The organism is Nonomuraea sp. NPDC049750 (genome assembly GCF_040659625.1).
GTDB lineage: Bacteria > Actinomycetota > Actinomycetes > Streptosporangiales > Streptosporangiaceae > Nonomuraea.
This window is the reverse complement of record NZ_JBFANB010000011.1, coordinates 256,364-273,010: the sequence shown is the minus strand read 5'-3', so window position 1 is coordinate 273,010 and position 16,647 is coordinate 256,364. Positions and strand designations below refer to the sequence as shown.

Below are 16,647 nucleotides of genomic sequence, written 5' to 3'. Positions count from 1 at the left end.
CGAGGTGCTCCAGAAGCCGACCACACACAGCACCGTAAGAAGGCCGTGCACACACAGCACTGTGAGAGAAAAGCCGCCCAGCCCGCAGAGGAGTCAGCCGGACAGCCCACGCATGGCGCTGTAGAAGGCGTGGTGGCGGCCCAGTTCGCGTTCCACCGGCTCCACCACCATGGTCTCCGACACCGCCGCCACCCGACGGCGCATCTCCCGTTCCAGGCGTTCGCGTTCCCTCGATGCCCCGAGTACGACGAAGTTGCGTGACGCGATGCCCGACAGCGCCCCCAACCCCAGTACGGAGGCCATCATCAGCCCCACCCAAGGCAGCGCGGCGCTGTCGCCGAGCAGTTGGAGGGACGCGGGGAGCTGGCCGGGGACGGTCAGCCCCACCGCCAGCCAGGCGAGTCCGCCGACGAAGGCGCCGACCAGGAAGTACTGCCAGATCTTCAGGATCCGCCACCAACCCGGCACCCGGTCGAGCTCCGGCGCGACCTCCGTGAGGTCCTCGGTCAGCACCTTGGGCAGTTGGCTGGAGCGGGAGCGGGCCGCGCGGTGCACCGCCGTACGCCACACCGGGTGCATCCCAACCGTCAGCCCGTCGGCGAGCGCCTGGACGGCGTTGGACACCTCGGCGGCCTGCGCGCTCACCGAGCCGGTCGTGATACCGCGGATCTCGTCGCTGACATCCTCCAGGCGCAGCGACTTGAGCGGGTCCGGACGGAACTTGGCCAGCCAGCGCGGGTACGGCCAGCCCACCCAGCGGCTCGACCGCTCGGCGTAGACGTTCTCCATGGCCTCGCCCACGGCCGGAACGCCCACGGCGTCGCAGAGCGCGTCCGTCAGGCCGAGCCTGCGGGCCTCGTCGACCGACGCCGGCGCGGAGAGGGCCTCACCGACCGGCATGGTCTCGGTGAGGCGCCGCTCCAACCGGCGCAGGTCGGCTTCGATCTTGTGGATGGCCGCCCGCCGCCGGGAGACCGCGCCCGAGATGACGCTCTTGAGACTGTCGATGCCCCGGCCGCTGACCGCCGAGGTGGGCACCACGCTGGGATGTTCGATGCCTTCGCGGCGGAGCAGGTCGTTGAGGTCGATGACCAGCTCGGCGAGCTCCTCGGTGGACAGCTTGTCGGCCTGGTTGAGCGCGAACACGGTCATCGCGTCGTGCCCGGCCAGGTCGGTGACGTAGCGCCGGTGCGTGGAGGCGTCAGCGTACTTCTGCGGGTCGAGCACCCACACCACCAGGTCGGCCAGGCCGATGAGCCGGTCGGCCTCGGTGTCGGTGAGCGCCCGGATCGAGTCGTGGTCGGGCAGGTCGAGCAGGATCAGCCCGTGGAGCTGGCTCTCACCCTTGTCCAGCGCGCTGGCGCGGGCGAAGCGGTGGCGCCACTGGATCTGCAGCCAGTCGAGCAGCGGCGCGGCGCCTTCCAGCCCCCAAACGCAGGCGTGGGTACGGGCCGTGGTGGGCCTGCGTACGCCCGTCGGCGACAGCTCAAGCCCGGAGATCGCGTTGAACAGCGACGACTTGCCGCTGCCGGTGCCACCGGCGAGGGCGACCACGGTGTGCTCCGACGACAGCTTGAGCCGGTCACCGGCCCGCGTCAGCAGCGCGCTCGCCTCGGAGAGCACCTTCTGGTCGAGCCGCCCGGGGCCAAGCTCAACGATCTTGGTCAGGGCGGTCAGCCGCGGAGCCAGGCCCGGCCTGGTGGTGACGGCGGTCATCGAGCGACCTCGAGGTTGTACGTCGCCTGGTAGAGGCGGGTCGCGGTGGACTCGTCGGGTATCCCGGCCGAGTCGAGCGCTTGCACGTAACGCATGGATTCCTCGTCGAACAGCATGCCGATCCTGGCTCGCAGGTCACTGAGTGCCTTGGCGCCGATGCCGCGCAGCGACTCGGCGCCGAGCAGGGCATTGACCAGCCGGTGCGGCACGCCTTCGACGGTGCCGCCGCTGAACATCGCAACCATGAAGATCAACGATAGCGAGTCGGCATCGAATGAGACGAACTTGGACACCGACCGCTTGGCCACACCCTCCGTACGTACGAGCTCCGTGACGTGCTCCTGCCAGGCGGAGATGGCCCGGGTGGCATGCCGTACGAGCTCGTCGGAAGGCCGTTCGAGGCCCGCCCCGATCGTGCCGCCCACCTCCGAGCGGTGCCGCCAGCGGGCGACCACCTCCTCGGCGGCGCGGTGGGCGGCGGCGACGATCACCGACTCCAGACCGGCGCGCAGCGCCGCGCGGAACGCCGTGACCCGCTCGGGCGCCTGCCTGCCCGACCTGCCCCGCTTGCGGAACTGGATCGTCCGCATGAGGTCACCGGACCCGGCGAAGTCCTGCCAGCGGGCCAGCACCTCACCGTGGACGAGCATGCCGTTCCTGGTCGCCTTGTCGATCTCGGCGAGCGCGCTCATGTAGGCCGCCTCCACGTCCGCGCGCAGCTCGGTGCGGAAGGCGACCTGCCCCTCCAGATGCCTGGCCAGGGCGGGAACGCGGGTACGGAAGCTGTCGAGCACACCGTTGAGCGTCTCGTGTACGGCCTGCGCGCGGCGGTCCTCATCGACGGAGAGCTCGGCCAGCCAGAGGCGCAGATCGGTCATCTCATGATCGGGCAGCCGGCCGTCGACGACCTTCGCCTCGCCGATGACGAACCGGTCGACCTCGCCCAAGCCGTATTCGGTGAGCATCCGGATGAAGTGCTTAAGCACGACCTCACGCGCCTTGGGCTGGACCCGTGAGAGCACGATGGCCAGCCGGGCACCGCGTTCCTTGGCCAGCCGCAGGAGGTTCCAGGCGGGGGCGTCGGCGTAGCGGGCGGCGGTGGTCACGAAGATCCACAGGTCCGCGGCGTCGAGCATGCGGTGGGCGATCTCGTGGTGCTCCTCGACGACCGAGTCGATGTCGGGGGTGTCGAGCAGCGCGACGCCCTGCGGCAGCTTCTCTGTCGCGACCACGACCAGGCTGCCGATGCCGTCCTCGGGCGACGGCTTGTCGATCCGCCGCATGCCGCCGAGCAGGTCGCCCTTGGTGAACCACTGCCGGTCGTCCGGGTGGCAGACCAGCACCGGGATGCCGGTGGTGGGCCGTCGTACGCCGGTGCGGGAGATGTTCTTCTCGGCGAGGGAGTTGACCAGCGTGGACTTGCCCGCGCCGGTCGAGCCCGCGACCACGATGAGGGCGGGCGCGGTGTTCGTCCGTACTCTCGGGAGCACGTAGTCCTTGAGCTGGGCGAGCAGGTCGGCGCGGGCCTGCCTGGCCTCGGCCGCACCCGGCAGGTCCAGCCCGAACCGCAGGTCGGACACGCTCTCGCGGAGCGCGTCGAGCGCCGCCGTCAGCGCGGCGACCATCTCGGGGGGCAGCGGCTCGACCCGCCGGGCGGGGGGCCGCCCAGCCGCGCCTTGCTCCGCGCCGACCGCCTCCGCAGGCTCTACGGGCTCTACGGGCTCTACGGGCTCTACGGGCTCATCGTGTACGGCCTGCGCGTCGTCCGAGACTTGTCCGGCCTGTGGGTCCGAGACTTGTCCGGCCTGCGGGTCCGAGTCCTGTTCGGCCTGGGGGTCCGGGAACTGCCACGCGGACGGCTCCGGGCGGACATCCGCCGATCCCGCAGGCTCGTCCTCGGCAGACTCGTCGCTCTCCGCAGGCTCGACCCGCGCCTCCGGCTCATCGAGTGTCAGGAACCCGGCCGGTTGCTGCGGCTCATTGGTCTCCGCGAGCTCCGCCCGTGCCTCCGCCTCGTCGAGCTCCCTGAGCCAGGCCGGCTCCGCGGGCTGGTCGGGCCCTGCGGGCTCGGCTGATTCCGCGGGCTCGGCTGATTCCGCGGGCTCGGCTGATTCCGCGGGCTCGGCTGATTCCGCGGGCTCCTCGTCAGACAGAGCCTCAGACTCCTCCGGTTCCGCCCGCACGTCAGGCTCCTCGTCAGCCGGCTCGTCCGACTCGGCCCCCGCCTCCGGCGCTTCCGGTTCCGACGCGCCGACGTCACCAGCGTCACCAGCGTCACCAGCGTCACCAGCGTCACCAGCGTCAGACGACGTCTGAGGCCCGTCAGGGGGTTCCTCGGACGACGCCTCAAGCCCCGCCGGCTCGTCGTGAGACTCTCCGGTCGGAGACGGCGCCTCCTCCTCGGCCGCGGCGGCCGGCGCCGCGGACTCGTCCGTGAAGGCGCGGAAGCTCAACGTCTGCTCCCCAGGCGACTCCTGCCGCCCGTCATCCATGGCCGTGTTCACGGCAGGCGCTCCGCTCTGACCATCTCGACCTCCTGGCCGACCCTTACGACGTCGCCGACGATGACGATCGCCGGCGGCCGTATACCAGCCGCGGACACGCGGTCGGCCACGCTGGAAAGTGGAGCCACAACCGCCCGCTGGGTCGGAAGAGTACCGTCCTGTACCACCATTACGGGAGTCTCCGGAGGGCGTCCATCTCTCAGGAGTGCCTCGGCCACTTTCGCCAGCCTCTCGACGGCCATCATGAGCACCAGCGTGCCCTGCGAACGGGCCAGCCCCGGCCAGTCGACGGTCGACCGGGCGTCGTCCGGCGCGACGTGCACGGAGATCACGTGAAACTCCTGGCTGACCCCGCGATGCGTCACCGGAACCCCGGCCGAGGCGGGCACCGCCACGGCGCTGGTGATGCCGGGAACCACGAGCACCGGGATGCCCGCCTGGGCGCAGGCGATCATCTCTTCGCCGCCGCGCCCGAACACGAACGGGTCGCCGCCCTTGAGGCGGACCACGAACTTGCCCTGCCTGGCCCGGTCGACGAGCAACTCGTTGATGGTCTCCTGCGAAAGGGACCTGCCGTAGGGGACCTTGGCGGCGTCGATGAGCTCGACGTCGGGCGCCAGCTCGTCGAGCAGGGCGCGGGGCGCGAGCCGGTCGGCGACCACGACGTCGGCCTGCGCGAGCAGTTGCCGGCCGCGCACGGTGATCAGCCCGGGATCGCCGGGGCCGCCGCCGACCAGGGCGACGCCGACGGGTTTGGTGCGGCTGCGGCGAGCGTCGACCGTGCCGTCGCGCAGCGCGCCCACGACCGCGTCCCTGATGCCGGCCGCCCTGCGCGGGTCGCCGCCGGCGGTCACGGCCACGGTGATCTCGTCCACCCGCCCGGAGGCGGGCGTCCAGGCGGCGGAGGCGTCCTTGTCGTCGGCTCGCACGCACCAGATCCGCTTGGCCTCGGCCTCGGCCGCGACGGCGGTGTTGACGGACTTGTCGTCGGTGCACGCCTGGACGAGCCAGGCGCCGTCGCAGTCGCCGACCTCGTAGGGGCGGGCGTGCCAGGTGACCCGGCCGGAGGCGATCAGGTCGTCGAGCGCGGGCGTGACGCTCGTGGACACCACGGTGACCTCGGCGCCCGCCTCCAGCAGCGCCGGCACCCTCCGCTGCGCGACGCGCCCGCCGCCCACGACGAGGACCCTGCGCCCGGAAAGCCGCAGGCCGAGGAGGTAGGGGCCCATGCTGGGGAATCTCCCGTTCGCGAAGCTTGGTGTGTTAAGAGGTAAACCTACCGGGTCTTACCGAGAGATTTATCGGCCGTCAAGAAGCGGCTGGTGAGGATCCCAGCGGGGCCCGCCATTATCGTCCTTCCGGCGTCTGGCCATCGCTGACAGCGCCTCAAGGATAACCCGGTTCCCGAGGAACGCGGTGATGTCCGCGTGATCGTACGGCGGAGCCACCTCGACCACCTCCATACCGGCCACCGGCAGTTCGTAGCAGATCCGCCGGACCGAGTCGAGAAGCTGCCTGGCCGACAGGCCGCCCGGCTCAGGGGTGCCCGTGCCGGGGGCGTGCCCGGGGTCGCAGACGTCGATGTCGACGGACAGGAAGATCTGGTCGCACTCGTCGAGCGCGATGCCGAACGCCTCCGTCAGGCACTCTTCGAGCCCTCGGGTGACGATCTCGGTCATCTCGTACGAGCGCATGTTCTGCTCGGCCATCCAGCCGAGCGTCTCGGGACCCGGCCAGTAGCCGCGCAGCCCGATCTGCAGGAACCGGTCGCCGCGGATGGCGCCGGACTCGATGAGGCGGCGCATGGGCTGGCCGTGGCCGTACAGGTGGCCGAAGGCGATGTTGCCCGTGTCGGCGTGTGCGTCGAAGTGGATCATCGAGGTCCGGCCCGGCTCGTACGCCCTGGAGGTGCCCCTGGCGTCGGGCAGCGCGACCGTGTGGTCGCCGCCCAGGACGAGCGGCACGGCCCCGGAGGCGGCGACGCGGTGGACCGCGTCCTCGATGGCGGCCAGCGAGGACTCGACGTCGCCGGAGTAGCACTCGACGTCGCCCGCGTCGAGCACGCGCAGGTCCCGCAGCGCGTCGACGCGCAGGGCCAGGCTGGGCCTGGAGCCGTCGTGCGGCAGGTAGCAGGCCTGGCGCAGGGCCATCGGGCCGAACCTGGCCCCGGGACGGTTGGAGGTGCCGCCGTCGAACGGAGCCCCGATGATCACGACGTCGGCCCCCGCGTACGTCGCGGGGTCGCCGACATCGCACCGCTCGACGCCGAGGAAGGTGATATCGGGGCCGTACATGGGGCCGTATCTCGACATGGCCCCATCATCACACGTGTTTTTCGGTCACTCCCGCCGAGTCGAAGGTGGCGACCTCGTGCATGACGCGTACGGCGGCGCAGACGAGCGGGTAGGCGAGCAGCCCACCGGTGCCCTCCCCCAGCCGCAGTTCCAGGTCCACCATGGGGCGCAGGCCGAGGTGGCCGAGTGCGGCGGTGTGGCCCACCTCGGCCGAGCGGTGCCCGGCGACGCAGTGGTCCAGCGCGGCGGGGTCGAGCGCCGCGGCCACGAGGGCGGCCGCCCCGGCGATGACCCCGTCGAGGATCAGCGGCACGCGGGCGGCGGCGCCGCCGAGGATGAAGCCCACCAGCGCCGCGTGCTCGAACCCGCCCACGGCGGCCAGGGCTCGCAGGGCGTCGTTGGGCAGGGACATGACGGAGTTGACGCCGTTCACCCGGAGCGCCTCACGGATCACGTCCACCTTGCGGGCGTGCGTCTCGTCGTCGATCCCGGTCCCCCGGCCCGTCACGTCGGCCGGGTCCCGGCCGGTGAAGGCGGAGATCAGCGCGGCGGAGGCGGTGGTGTTGGCGATGCCCATGTCACCGGTGATCAGGCAGCGGGCGCCGCCCGCCACCAGGTCGCGGGCCACCGAGATGCCGGCTTCGAGAGCTTGTACGGCCTGATCCACCGTCATGGCCGGACCAGCGGCCAGGTCGGCCGTACCGTAGTCGATCTTCCGCTTCACCAGGCCCGGCGCGTCGGGCAGGTCCGCCGCGACGCCCACGTCGACCACGGTCACCGTCGCGCCGACCTGCTTGGCGAAGGCGTTGGCCACCGCGCCGCCGGACAGGAAATTGGCGACCATCTGGATCGTGACCTCCTGCGGCCACGGGGTGACGTTCCGGGCGTGGACGCCGTGGTCGGCCGCGAAGATGGCCAGGGCCGCCGGGGTCGGCATGGGCGGCGGGGTGGTGCCCGCGGCGCCCGCCAGACGTACCGCGACCTCTTCCAGCGCGCCGAGCGAGCCGCGCGGCTTGGTGAGGCGGTCCTGGTAGGCCCGAGCGTCGGCGATGGCGCGCGGGTCGGCGGGGCGAATCGCGGCGAGCGTCTCAGCGAGCACGGCTTACCTCCGAGTAGGGGTCAGGGGACCAGTTGGAGCGCTTCCTCGTAACGGTCGATGACGACATCGGCCAGGGTCTCGCAGTCGCCGATCACCTCGGCGCAACGGATGTCGAGATCGGGGTGGCCGGCGCCGTAGGCCAGCGCCTGCGCCCACACCCGCTCCAGCATCCCGCCCGCGAACAGCAGGTACGGGACGACGATCACCCGCTTGGCGCCCAGCCGGCGGCAGCGTTCGAGCCCGCCGGGCACTCCGGGCGGCGTGACCGAGACGAAGGCGGTCTCGACCGTCATGAAGTCGTAGGCGTGTGTCTCCCAGAACAGCCGCGAGACGCGGTGGATCTCGGCGTTGGCCGCCGGATCGGTGGAGCCCTCGCCGACCAGGACGACCGCGGTGTCTCCCGGCTCGACGTGCAGGGGCAGCTCGGTGGTCGCCGAGTCGACGGCCCGCAGCCGCGGCCGGCCGCCGACCAGCTCCAGCGGGCGCAGCTTGGGCATCTCGGTGGCGGCGTCGTTGAGGCGCTCGGCCAGCAGCGCGAGCACACGGGGGTCGGGGCCCAGCGGGCGGCCGTAGTCGCACATGAGGGTCGGGTGGCGTTCCTGCACCCTGGCCATGGCGGCGGGGAACTCCGCGCCCACCCGGCTGAGGCTCAGCGGCAGCGCCACCAGACGGTGGTGGCCCCGGGCGACCAGGGAGGCGACGGACTCGCTCACCCGTGGCGTGGCGCGCTCCAGATAGCCTCCGGAGACGTCGGCGGCCCGCTGGTCCAGGCGGCATCGGAGCCTGTGGACGAACCGGCCGAACTCGGCGGAGTCGGCGTCATCGTTCGAGCCCTGCCCGATGAGCAGGAGCGGGGGCTTCATTGAGGGAATCTCCGGTGCGTAGGCAAGACACGCGAGGATAACCGATGCGTGCCGGTTGAAACAGGTCACGCCACACGCGAGGGGGTCGCGTGTACGACGAAGACAGGGTCGGCCGCGGCCAGGCTATGCGATCCGTCCGGCTGAATGGTGAGCTTTGAGGCGATTATCTGCGTGCCCTCGGCACGATAGCCGTGCTCGCGGAGCCGGTCGAGCACCGCGGAGACCCGTTCGACCGTCTTCAGCGCGCAGACCAGCGTGCGCGGTCGGCGGGCGGCGCAGGCCACGATGACGTCGGTTCCGCCCCCGCCGACGAAGACGGCGTCGGGATCGGGCAGCGGTTCGAGCGCGGGTGGCGCCTGCCCCCTGGCCAGGGCCACTTTGACGCCGTGTTCGAGTACGGTGGCGCGCAGCCGGGCACAGGCCGCCTCCTCCCGCTCGACGGCCACGACGGCGGCGCCGAGCCGGGCGCACTCGACGGCGATCTCGCCGGAGCCCGCGCCCACGTCCCAGACCAGGTCGCCGAGCCGGGGGCCGAGCTTGGCCAGGATGTACGCCCTGACCTCGGCCGGTATCGAGCTCTCGAACGGCAGCGCCCACTCGGCCGGCCCCGGCTGCGCGCCCGCCACCCAGCCGGGCTCCCTGGCCTGGTGGAGGGGGTCGATGACGAGCACCACGTCGGGGTCCTTCCACGGCCGGGTGGTGGCCTCGCCCATGCGGCTGTGGGTGACCCGCTCGTCGGGTCCGCCGATGTCCTCGCAGACGATCAGCTCGCGCGGGGTCGTCGGAGCCAGCTCGCGGGCGATGTCGCCCGGCCCGACGCCGGGCGCGACCAGCAGGGCCACCTTGGGGTGCGCCCGGCAGGCGTTGACCACCCGGTTGAGCTGGTGCGGGCCGACCGGGGCGACGACGAGCGCGTCCTCCCAGTTGAGCCCGGCGCGGGCGAAGGCGCGGGTGACGAGCGAGGTGGCGGGAAGTACGTCGGGCTTGAGCCCGTGGGCGCGCAGCCTGCGCACCACGCCGAAGAAGCCGGGATCACCCTCGGCGACGACCACGGCGGCGCCCTCGCCCTGTTCGAAGTGGCTGTCGAGGGTCTGGAGCAGCGACCCGTCGGCCACGACCGAAGCGGTCAGCCTGAGCTGCCCGATGATGGCGTCCGGCCCCACCACGAGCGTCGCCCCGCGCAGCCGCTCGACCGCCCTGGCCGACAGCTCCGATCCGTCCCACCCGACCACTGTGATCATGCGCACCACCGCCTCACCACTAAGGGTGACGGGTGCCGCGGTGTTTCACAAAGGGTACGAACGCCTGTCCGGTGTGCCTGTCCGCACGAACCACCCCGTCCTGCCCGGCCGGACCGGTGCGATCCGTCACGCCAGATCGGCCGGCGTGAGGCTGTAGACGACCAGGTCACGCCCCTGGAGCGCGTTGCGCGCCACGCCCTCGCGGACGAAGCCCGCCTTCTCCGCCACCCGCTGCGAGGCTATGTTGGTGACCGCCGCCCGCAGTTGCAGCCGTCCGAAGCCCTGCGTGACGAACAGCCAGCGGGCGATCGCCAGCACGGCCTCCCCCGCGTACCCCTGGCCGCGGGCCCAGGGCGCGGTCATGTAGCCGACCTCCGCCGATCTGTTGACCCAGTCGGCGTCCCTGAGGTCCACGTTCGCCACGAAACGGCCGCCGGCCAGCTCCGCCACGGTGTAGGCGATCCCCTGTCCCCTGGTCCTGATCCGCTCGGCGGCGCCGATGAACGCGCGGGCGTCCGCCTGCGTGTAGCCGCGCGGCAGCCCGGTCTCGGCCTGGGTGAGCGGGTCGGCGCCCGTGGCCGCCAGGTCCGCCACGTCGGCCTCGGCCGGCTGTCTGAGCAGCAGCCGCCGGGTACGCAGCTCGGTGCGGGGCAGCGTGTCGGACGGGACGCGGCTGTCGCCGCGCAGCAGGCCGAACATCACCAGATCGTGCGGCCCGTCGTCCTCCATCGCGGCGTCGCGGAGCACGCCTTCCCAGGTGAAGCCCGCTTTCTGTGCGACGCGTAGCGAGGCCAGGTTGTCGAGGTTGGCCGTCAGGTCGATCCTGCGCAGCTCCGTGGTGGCGAACACCCACTCGACCAGCCCGCGTACGGCTTCGGGCGCGAACCCGCGGCCCCGGTAGAGGGGGTGCACGCCGTAGCCGACCTCGGTCGTTCCCGCGCCCCACGCGGTCTTGAACAGGCTGATGGCGCCCACGACGCGGTCGTCGGCGTCGGCCATCGCCAGGTGCACGCCCTGCCCGGAGCGGCGCAGCTCGTGCACGCCGGTCTTGAGCCACTGCGCGATGCCCGACACCTTGGCGGGGGTGCCGGGCGGCAGGAACTGGGCACCGGACTGCACGATCGAGCGGATCCGGTCGGCGTCCGAGATGCCGAAAGGCCGGAGCACGAGCCGCGCGGTGGTGATTCTCACACCGGGATCGAACACCCTCGGCAGGGTACACAGCCGCGATGTTTGCCCATGAAAGCGGGGGTAGGTCGCCCTAGAGAGGAGTGAGACCACCATGGAATGTGGCAGCGCCGAACACCTTGACGAGCAGCGCGAGCACAAGAGGGGCGGCGACCTCACGCACGCCGAGGGCGCCGAGCTTTTCGAATGGGTCAATGACACCTCTTTCCCCTCATCCAGGGAGGACCTGCTGCGGCACGCCGAGCATCGGCACGCGCCCGACGAGGTGCTGGAGCTGCTGCACTCGCTCCCGGAGCGGCAGTACCACACCATCGGGCAGGCCACGGAGGCGCTCGGGCTCAGCATGGAGAAGCGGAGGTGGTGAGTGGTGCGGCTCGACTTCATCCGGCCGCTCTATGAACGCCGCGGGCCGTACGCCTCGGTCTATCTGAGCACCCTCGCCGGGCGCGACCGCGAGAGGCACTGGCGTGACCTGCGCGCCCAGCTCCGCGGTGAGGTGGACCCGGACACGCTCGACGCTCTGGAGTCGGAGGCGGCGGGGTCGGTGGCCGCGCGGGTGATGTTCGCCACCCACGGCGACGTGGTGCTGGCTGAGACGCTCGCCGAGGCGCCGGAGCTGGCCGCGTACAGCCCGCTGCCGCTGGTGACGCCCATGCTGATGCTGCGCGGAGAGAACGTGCCGCACCTGCGGGCCATCGTGGACCACGCGGGCACCGAGCTGGCCGTCTTCGGCAGCGGCTCCCCCCGGCGGCCCACCGTGGAGCCCACTCCGTGGCCGCTGCACAGGACCAGCTGGGGTGGCTGGTCGCGGAAGCGATTCGAGCGCGACATGGAGGAGGTGTGGGAGGAGAGCGCGAAGGTCGTCGCGCACGAGATCGACGAGCAGGTCCGGCGGCTCGGCCTCGAACTCGTCGTGGTGGCCGGCGATCCGAAGTCGCGTTCGCTGGTCTGCGATCATCTCGGAACGAAGTCCGTGGACCGCGTGATGATGGTCGAACACGGCAGCCGCGCCGACCACGAGCAGTTCGAACGAGACGTCGAGACCGCGCTCGACTCCTACCTCGACCGGCGGCGGGCGGAGCTGCTCGACCGCTACCGGGAGACCGGCGGGCCCACCGGGCTGGCCGAGGTCGCGCACGCCCTGCGGGAGGGCAGGGTGCACGCGGTGCTGATGCCGGGCAAGGTGACCAGGCCCATGTGGATCGGCGGCGGAGGCGGCACGCAGCTGGCCACCGCCCCCGAGGAGCTACGCGGCTGGGGGGTGGAGGATCCGGTGCCGGAGCGCGCGGACTCCGCGCTGACCAGAGCCGCGACCATGACGGACGCCGAGCTGTGGTTCAGCCCGGAGATCTCGGACGCGGCGGCGGTCATCAGGTACTAATGATCACTTCCAGCGTCCGCGGCCCGTGTACGCCCTCGACCCGGTTGAGCTCGATGTCGCTGGTGGCCGACGGGCCGCTGATCCAGGTCAGCGGGCGGACCGGGTCGAGCCGGGCGACCGCCTCGGGCACACCGGCCACGATCTGGTCCGCGCGGACCACGCACAGGTGGTAGTCGGGCACCAGGGTCTGCGCCCTGCGGCCCTGGCCGGGGCCCGAGTCGAGGACGATCGTGCCGGTCTCGGCGATGGCCACCGCGCAGCCGGTGATCACCCCGTCGGCGGCGTCCAGCTCGGCCACGGAGCCGCCCGCGACGGCACCGGGCACCTGCCACTCCGCCGGCAGCCCGTCGGGCACGACCATCCGGCGGCCGGCCACCAGCTCGGCCACCTTGCCGGGCACCTCGGCCGCGAGCAGCACATGCACGACGGCGCGGTAGTCGTCCACCCGCTCGGCGAACAGCCCCACGAGGTCTTCTGCCTGCGTAGCCGTACGGTAGCCGCGCGGGATCGTCACCTCGGGGGCGCCAGCCACGGCCCGGCGGACCCTGGCCAGGATCTCGTCACGCGCGCTCATTCCGCTCCCACCAGTCTCTGAATGATTCTTCCGGAATCTCCGGCAGGTCCCGGGTGTCGGTCCAGGCCGACAGAGGGCCCGGCAGGCGTTTCGGCACCACCTTGCGGAAGCGGGTGGCCAGGCGTTGCGCCTTCGCCAGCCGTACCTCGTCGTTGAGTATCCAGCCCGCGACGCGCATGCCCGCCCGCTCGGCCGGCGCGTGGCGGACCTTCGCGCGCAGGTCCACGAGCACCTCGGGGATGTCGATCGCGACCGGGCACACCTCGTAGCAGGCGCCGCAGAGGCTGGAGGCGTACGGCAGCGAGGCGTCCAGCTCCGACGACATGCCCCTGAGCTGCGGGGTGAGGATGGCGCCGATCGGGCCCGGGTAGACCGAGCCGTAGGCGTGGCCGCCCGCGCGTTCGTAGACCGGGCAGACGTTCAGGCAGGCCGAGCAGCGGATGCAGCGCAGCGCCTGGCGGCCCACCTCGTCGGCGAGCACGTTCGTGCGGCCGTTGTCGAGGAGCACCAGGTGGAAGTCCTGGCCCTCGGCCGAGCCGGTCCACATGCTGGTGTAGGGGTTCATGCGCTCGCCGGTGGAGCTGCGCGGCAGCAGCTGCAGGAAGACCTCGAGGTCGCGCCAGGAGGGCAGCAGCTTCTCGATGCCGACCACGCTGATCAGGGTCTCCGGCAGCGTGAGGCACATCCGGCCGTTGCCCTCGGACTCCAGCACCACCAGCGTGCCGGTCTCGGCGATCATGAAGTTGGCGCCGGAGACGGCGACCTTGCTCTTGAGGAAGCGTTCGCGCAGGTGCAGCCGGGCGGCCTCGGCCAGCGCGCGTGGCTCGTCGGTGAGGTCCGCCGGGACCGGGCGCATCTTGTCGAGGAAGATCTCGCGGATCTCGGCCCGGTTGCGGTGGATCGCGGGCACCAGGATGTGGCTCGGGAAGTCGTCGCCGAGCTGCACGATCAGCTCGGCCAGGTCGGTCTCGTAGGCGGTGATGCCCTGCGCGGCCAGCGCCTCGTTGAGGCCGATCTCCTGGGTGGCCATCGACTTGACCTTGACCACCTCGCTCTCGCCCGTGGCCTGGATCAGCCGGGTGACGATGCGGTTGGCCTCGTCGGCGTCGCGGGCCCAGTGGACGTGGCCGCCCGCCCTGGTCACGGCCTCCTCCAGCTGGATGAGGTAGCGGTCGAGGTGGCGCAGGGTGTCGTCCTTGATCGCCTTGCCGGCCGCGCGGAGCTCCTGCCAGTCGGGGAGCTCGCTGACGACGTTCGCGCGCTTGCCGCGGATGGTGTGCGTGGCCTTGCGGAGGTTGTAGCGGAGCTGGGAGTTCTGTACGGCCTCCGCCGCATTTTTCGGGAAATTTCCTGGCATGCCGAGGAATGTCGCGCTCATTGGGCACCGCCCTCTTCGGTGGAGGCGAGGATCTCGGCGAGATGCATGACCCGGACACCGGTCCGCTGGCGGCTGAGCGTGCCGCCGATGTGCATCAGGCACGAGTTGTCGGCCGCGCACAGCACCTCCGCGCCCGTGTCGAGCACGCTGCGCGCCTTGTCGGCGCCCATGGCGGCGGAGACGGCCGGGTTCTTGAGCGAGAAGGTGCCGCCGAAGCCGCAGCACTCCTCGGCCGCCGGGAGCGGGACCAGCTCCAGGCCCCGGACGTTCTGGAGGAGCCTGGTCGGACGGTCGCCGAGATGGAGCCCGCGCAGCGAGTGACACGTCGGATGATATGTCACCCGGTGCGGGAAATATGCGCCTACGTCGTCGACTTTGAGGACGTCGAGCAGGAACTCGGACAGCTCGTAGACCTTGGGCGCGACCTCGGCGATCGCCGCCGCTCCCCTGCTCCCCTGCCGTACCAGCTTGGGATACTGCTCGCGCACCATGGCGGCGCACGATCCGGACGGCGCGACGACCGCGTCGTACCCGGCGAACACCTCGGTGAAGCGGCGCGCCAGCCGTACGCCCTCCTCGCGGTAGCCGGTGTTGACGTGCATCTGGCCGCAGCACGTCTGGGCGGCGGGAAAGTCCACCTCGCAGCCGAGCCTGCGCAGGAGCGACACGACGGCCTTGCCGGTGCCGGGGAAGAGCGTGTCGTTCACGCACGTGATGAACAGGGCGACTCGCACGGCTCTCCTTCCGATGTATGGTCTGACCACAGTATGGTCAGACCATATCGAAGCCGCACGAGGGGGACAATGGTGGCCGACTGGCAGCCCGTCCGGCGGACCCGTACGTTCGAGGACGTCATCGCACAGATCGAACGGCGCATCGCCGAAGACGGTCTCAAGGCGGGCGACCGGCTGCCCGCCGAGCGCAGCCTCGCCGAGCAACTGGGGGTCAGCCGCTCGTCGGTACGGGAGGCCATGCGCGTGCTGGAGACGCTCGGTGTGGTGTCGTCGCAGGTGGGGCGGGGGCCGGACGCCGGGGCGGTGCTGACCTCCCGCCCCGACACGGCGCTCACCGATCTGCTCAGGCTGCATCTGGGACTGGCCAGCCTGGAGCTGCGCGAGGTGATCGACACCCGGCTGATGATCGAACGCTGGGCGGCGGCCCGCGCCGCCTCGGCCGGATCCGACACCTCCGACCTCGCCACGGCCCTGGCGGGCATGGACGCCGCGACCTCGGCCGAGGAGTTCGTCGAGCACGACACCGCCTTCCACTGCGCGCTGGCCGACGCGTCAGGGAACCGGCTGATCGCGGCCATCATGCGGTCGCTGCGCGACTCGATGAGACGCTACGCGGTGGAGGCGGTGACACGGCTCGGCGACACGTCCGTGCTGCGCGCCGACCACGAACGCATCCTCGCGGCCGTACGGGCGGGCGATCCCGACGAGGCCGCGAACGCGGTCGCCGAGCACCTCGCCCACGCCTACCCCTCGCTCAGCTGAACGCTCCTTACACGCCTTCAGCTGAAGGCCCCTAGCTGAACGCGGCTCGGTGGTCCTGGACCCAGGACTCGTAGGAGGTGGCCGGGCGGCCCAGCACCGACTGGACGTCGTCCGAGAGATGCGGCCAGCCCACCTCCTTGAGCATGGTCCAGCCCGTCGCCGCGACCTTGACCAGGCTCGGATCGGCGCCCGAGGCGAGCATCTGCTCCTTGGCCGCCTCGATGGGGATCTCGACGGTCTCCAGCGGGCGGCCGAGCACCTTGGCCAGGATCGCCACCTGGGCGGGGACGCTGAGCAGGTCCGGTCCCGTGAGGTCGTAGGTGCGCGAGTCGTGCGCGCTCGTGGTGAGAGCGGCCACCGCCACGGCCGCGATGTCGCGCGGGTCGATGATGGGCTGCACGCCGTCGCCGGTGAAGTTGGGGATCGGGCCGCCCGACCTGACGGCTTCCGCCCAGCCCAGTGAGTTGGCGGCGAAGCCGGCCGGGCGCAGCATGGTCCACGACATGCCGCTCGCCTTGATGGCCTCCTCACCTGGCACGTGCCACGACCTGACATCGTCGGGGTCGTCGCTGTCGCCCGTGCCGATGGCCGAGAGCTTCACCACCTTCTTGACGCCCGCCGCCACGGCCGCCCCGATCATGGCCTGGTCGTGCTCCTTCAGCCGCCCGCCGAATCCGGTCAGCAGGAGAGCGGCCGACACGCCCTCGAACGCCCGCCGCAGCGATCGCGGGTCTTCGAAGTCGGCCTGGACGGCCTCGCCGCCGGGCGCGCGGGACAGGTCCCGGGTCATCGACCGTACGGCCTCGCCGCGCTCGATGAGCAGGCGGGCGGTCTGGCTGCCTATGGTGCCCGTGGCACCGGTGATCAGAATCATGTCAGCCAGGCTGACAGCGCACCTGGCGTCGCTTATAGG

The 16,647-nt window shown here is 71.6% G+C and carries 15 protein-coding genes; 3 read left to right on the top strand and 12 right to left on the bottom strand.

Features of this window, described 5'->3' with window-relative positions; translation table 11 throughout:
• Window positions 1-93: 93 nt before the first annotated feature.
• From AB0J16_RS28230 to AB0J16_RS28195, 8 genes are all read right to left on the bottom strand, one after another.
• On the bottom strand, window positions 94-1,716 hold the full coding sequence (locus tag AB0J16_RS28230) for an ABC transporter (protein WP_358544812.1): 1,623 nt from the start codon (window positions 1,714-1,716) through the stop codon (window positions 94-96).
• On the bottom strand, window positions 1,713-4,220 hold the full coding sequence (locus AB0J16_RS28225; RefSeq protein WP_358544810.1) for a dynamin family protein: 2,508 nt from the start codon (window positions 4,218-4,220) through the stop codon (window positions 1,713-1,715). Before AB0J16_RS28225 ends, AB0J16_RS28230 begins: the two co-directional genes overlap by 4 nt.
• Window positions 4,217-5,449, bottom strand: coding sequence for a uroporphyrinogen-III C-methyltransferase (gene cobA, locus AB0J16_RS28220; RefSeq protein ID WP_358449531.1), 1,233 nt, complete (start codon window positions 5,447-5,449; stop codon window positions 4,217-4,219). Before cobA ends, AB0J16_RS28225 begins: the two co-directional genes overlap by 4 nt.
• 69 nt (window positions 5,450-5,518) lie before the next feature.
• Window positions 5,519-6,532 carry an agmatinase gene (gene speB, locus AB0J16_RS28215; protein WP_357953598.1) on the bottom strand — a complete coding sequence of 338 codons (1,014 nt, stop codon included), beginning with the start codon at window positions 6,530-6,532 and terminating at the stop codon, window positions 5,519-5,521.
• 10 nt (window positions 6,533-6,542) lie between these two features.
• Window positions 6,543-7,613 (bottom strand): nicotinate-nucleotide--dimethylbenzimidazole phosphoribosyltransferase, encoded by a 1,071-nt coding sequence (gene cobT, locus AB0J16_RS28210; RefSeq protein ID WP_358544808.1) that lies wholly within the window; start codon window positions 7,611-7,613, stop codon window positions 6,543-6,545.
• A gap of 20 nt (window positions 7,614-7,633) precedes the next feature.
• Entirely contained in the window at window positions 7,634-8,476 is an 843-nt protein-coding gene (locus tag AB0J16_RS28205; protein WP_358544807.1) for a sirohydrochlorin chelatase, read from the bottom strand.
• 65 nt (window positions 8,477-8,541) lie between these two features.
• Entirely contained in the window at window positions 8,542-9,717 is a 1,176-nt protein-coding gene (locus AB0J16_RS28200) for an SAM-dependent methyltransferase (RefSeq protein ID WP_358544806.1), read from the bottom strand.
• A 126-nt stretch (window positions 9,718-9,843) separates the two neighbouring features.
• On the bottom strand, window positions 9,844-10,908 hold the full coding sequence (locus tag AB0J16_RS28195; protein ID WP_358544805.1) for a GNAT family N-acetyltransferase: 1,065 nt from the start codon (window positions 10,906-10,908) through the stop codon (window positions 9,844-9,846).
• 91 nt (window positions 10,909-10,999) lie between these two features.
• Here AB0J16_RS28195 and AB0J16_RS28190 point away from each other — a divergent pair, with 91 nt between their 5' ends.
• Both AB0J16_RS28190 and AB0J16_RS28185 read left to right on the top strand, forming a co-directional pair.
• Window positions 11,000-11,269, top strand: coding sequence for a DUF2795 domain-containing protein (locus AB0J16_RS28190; RefSeq protein ID WP_358544803.1), 270 nt, complete (start codon window positions 11,000-11,002; stop codon window positions 11,267-11,269).
• Window positions 11,270-11,272: 3 nt separating this feature from the next.
• The gene (locus tag AB0J16_RS28185) at window positions 11,273-12,286 is read left to right on the top strand and encodes a Vms1/Ankzf1 family peptidyl-tRNA hydrolase (RefSeq protein WP_358544801.1); all 1,014 of its coding nucleotides are present in this window, start codon (window positions 11,273-11,275) and stop codon (window positions 12,284-12,286) included.
• Here the strand turns inward: AB0J16_RS28185 and AB0J16_RS28180 are convergent.
• From AB0J16_RS28180 to AB0J16_RS28170, 3 genes are read right to left on the bottom strand one after another with little or no spacing between them, the layout of a single operon-like run.
• On the bottom strand, window positions 12,276-12,860 hold the full coding sequence (locus tag AB0J16_RS28180; protein WP_358544799.1) for a lactate utilization protein C: 585 nt from the start codon (window positions 12,858-12,860) through the stop codon (window positions 12,276-12,278). The genes AB0J16_RS28185 and AB0J16_RS28180 overlap by 11 nt on opposite strands.
• On the bottom strand, window positions 12,847-14,238 hold the full coding sequence (locus AB0J16_RS28175) for a lactate utilization protein B (RefSeq protein WP_358544798.1): 1,392 nt from the start codon (window positions 14,236-14,238) through the stop codon (window positions 12,847-12,849). Before AB0J16_RS28175 ends, AB0J16_RS28180 begins: the two co-directional genes overlap by 14 nt.
• The gene (locus AB0J16_RS28170; RefSeq protein ID WP_358544797.1) at window positions 14,235-14,972 is read right to left on the bottom strand and encodes a (Fe-S)-binding protein; all 738 of its coding nucleotides are present in this window, start codon (window positions 14,970-14,972) and stop codon (window positions 14,235-14,237) included. Before AB0J16_RS28170 ends, AB0J16_RS28175 begins: the two co-directional genes overlap by 4 nt.
• A 69-nt stretch (window positions 14,973-15,041) precedes the next feature.
• On the opposite strand from AB0J16_RS28170, the gene AB0J16_RS28165 reads away from it, so the two are divergent.
• The gene (locus tag AB0J16_RS28165) at window positions 15,042-15,734 is read left to right on the top strand and encodes a FadR/GntR family transcriptional regulator (RefSeq protein WP_358544795.1); all 693 of its coding nucleotides are present in this window, start codon (window positions 15,042-15,044) and stop codon (window positions 15,732-15,734) included.
• Between the two features lie 31 nt (window positions 15,735-15,765).
• Here the strand turns inward: AB0J16_RS28165 and AB0J16_RS28160 are convergent, their stop codons facing one another.
• Window positions 15,766-16,608 carry an NAD(P)H-binding protein gene (locus AB0J16_RS28160; RefSeq protein WP_358544793.1) on the bottom strand — a complete coding sequence of 281 codons (843 nt, stop codon included), beginning with the start codon at window positions 16,606-16,608 and terminating at the stop codon, window positions 15,766-15,768.
• Window positions 16,609-16,647: the final 39 nt, after the last annotated feature.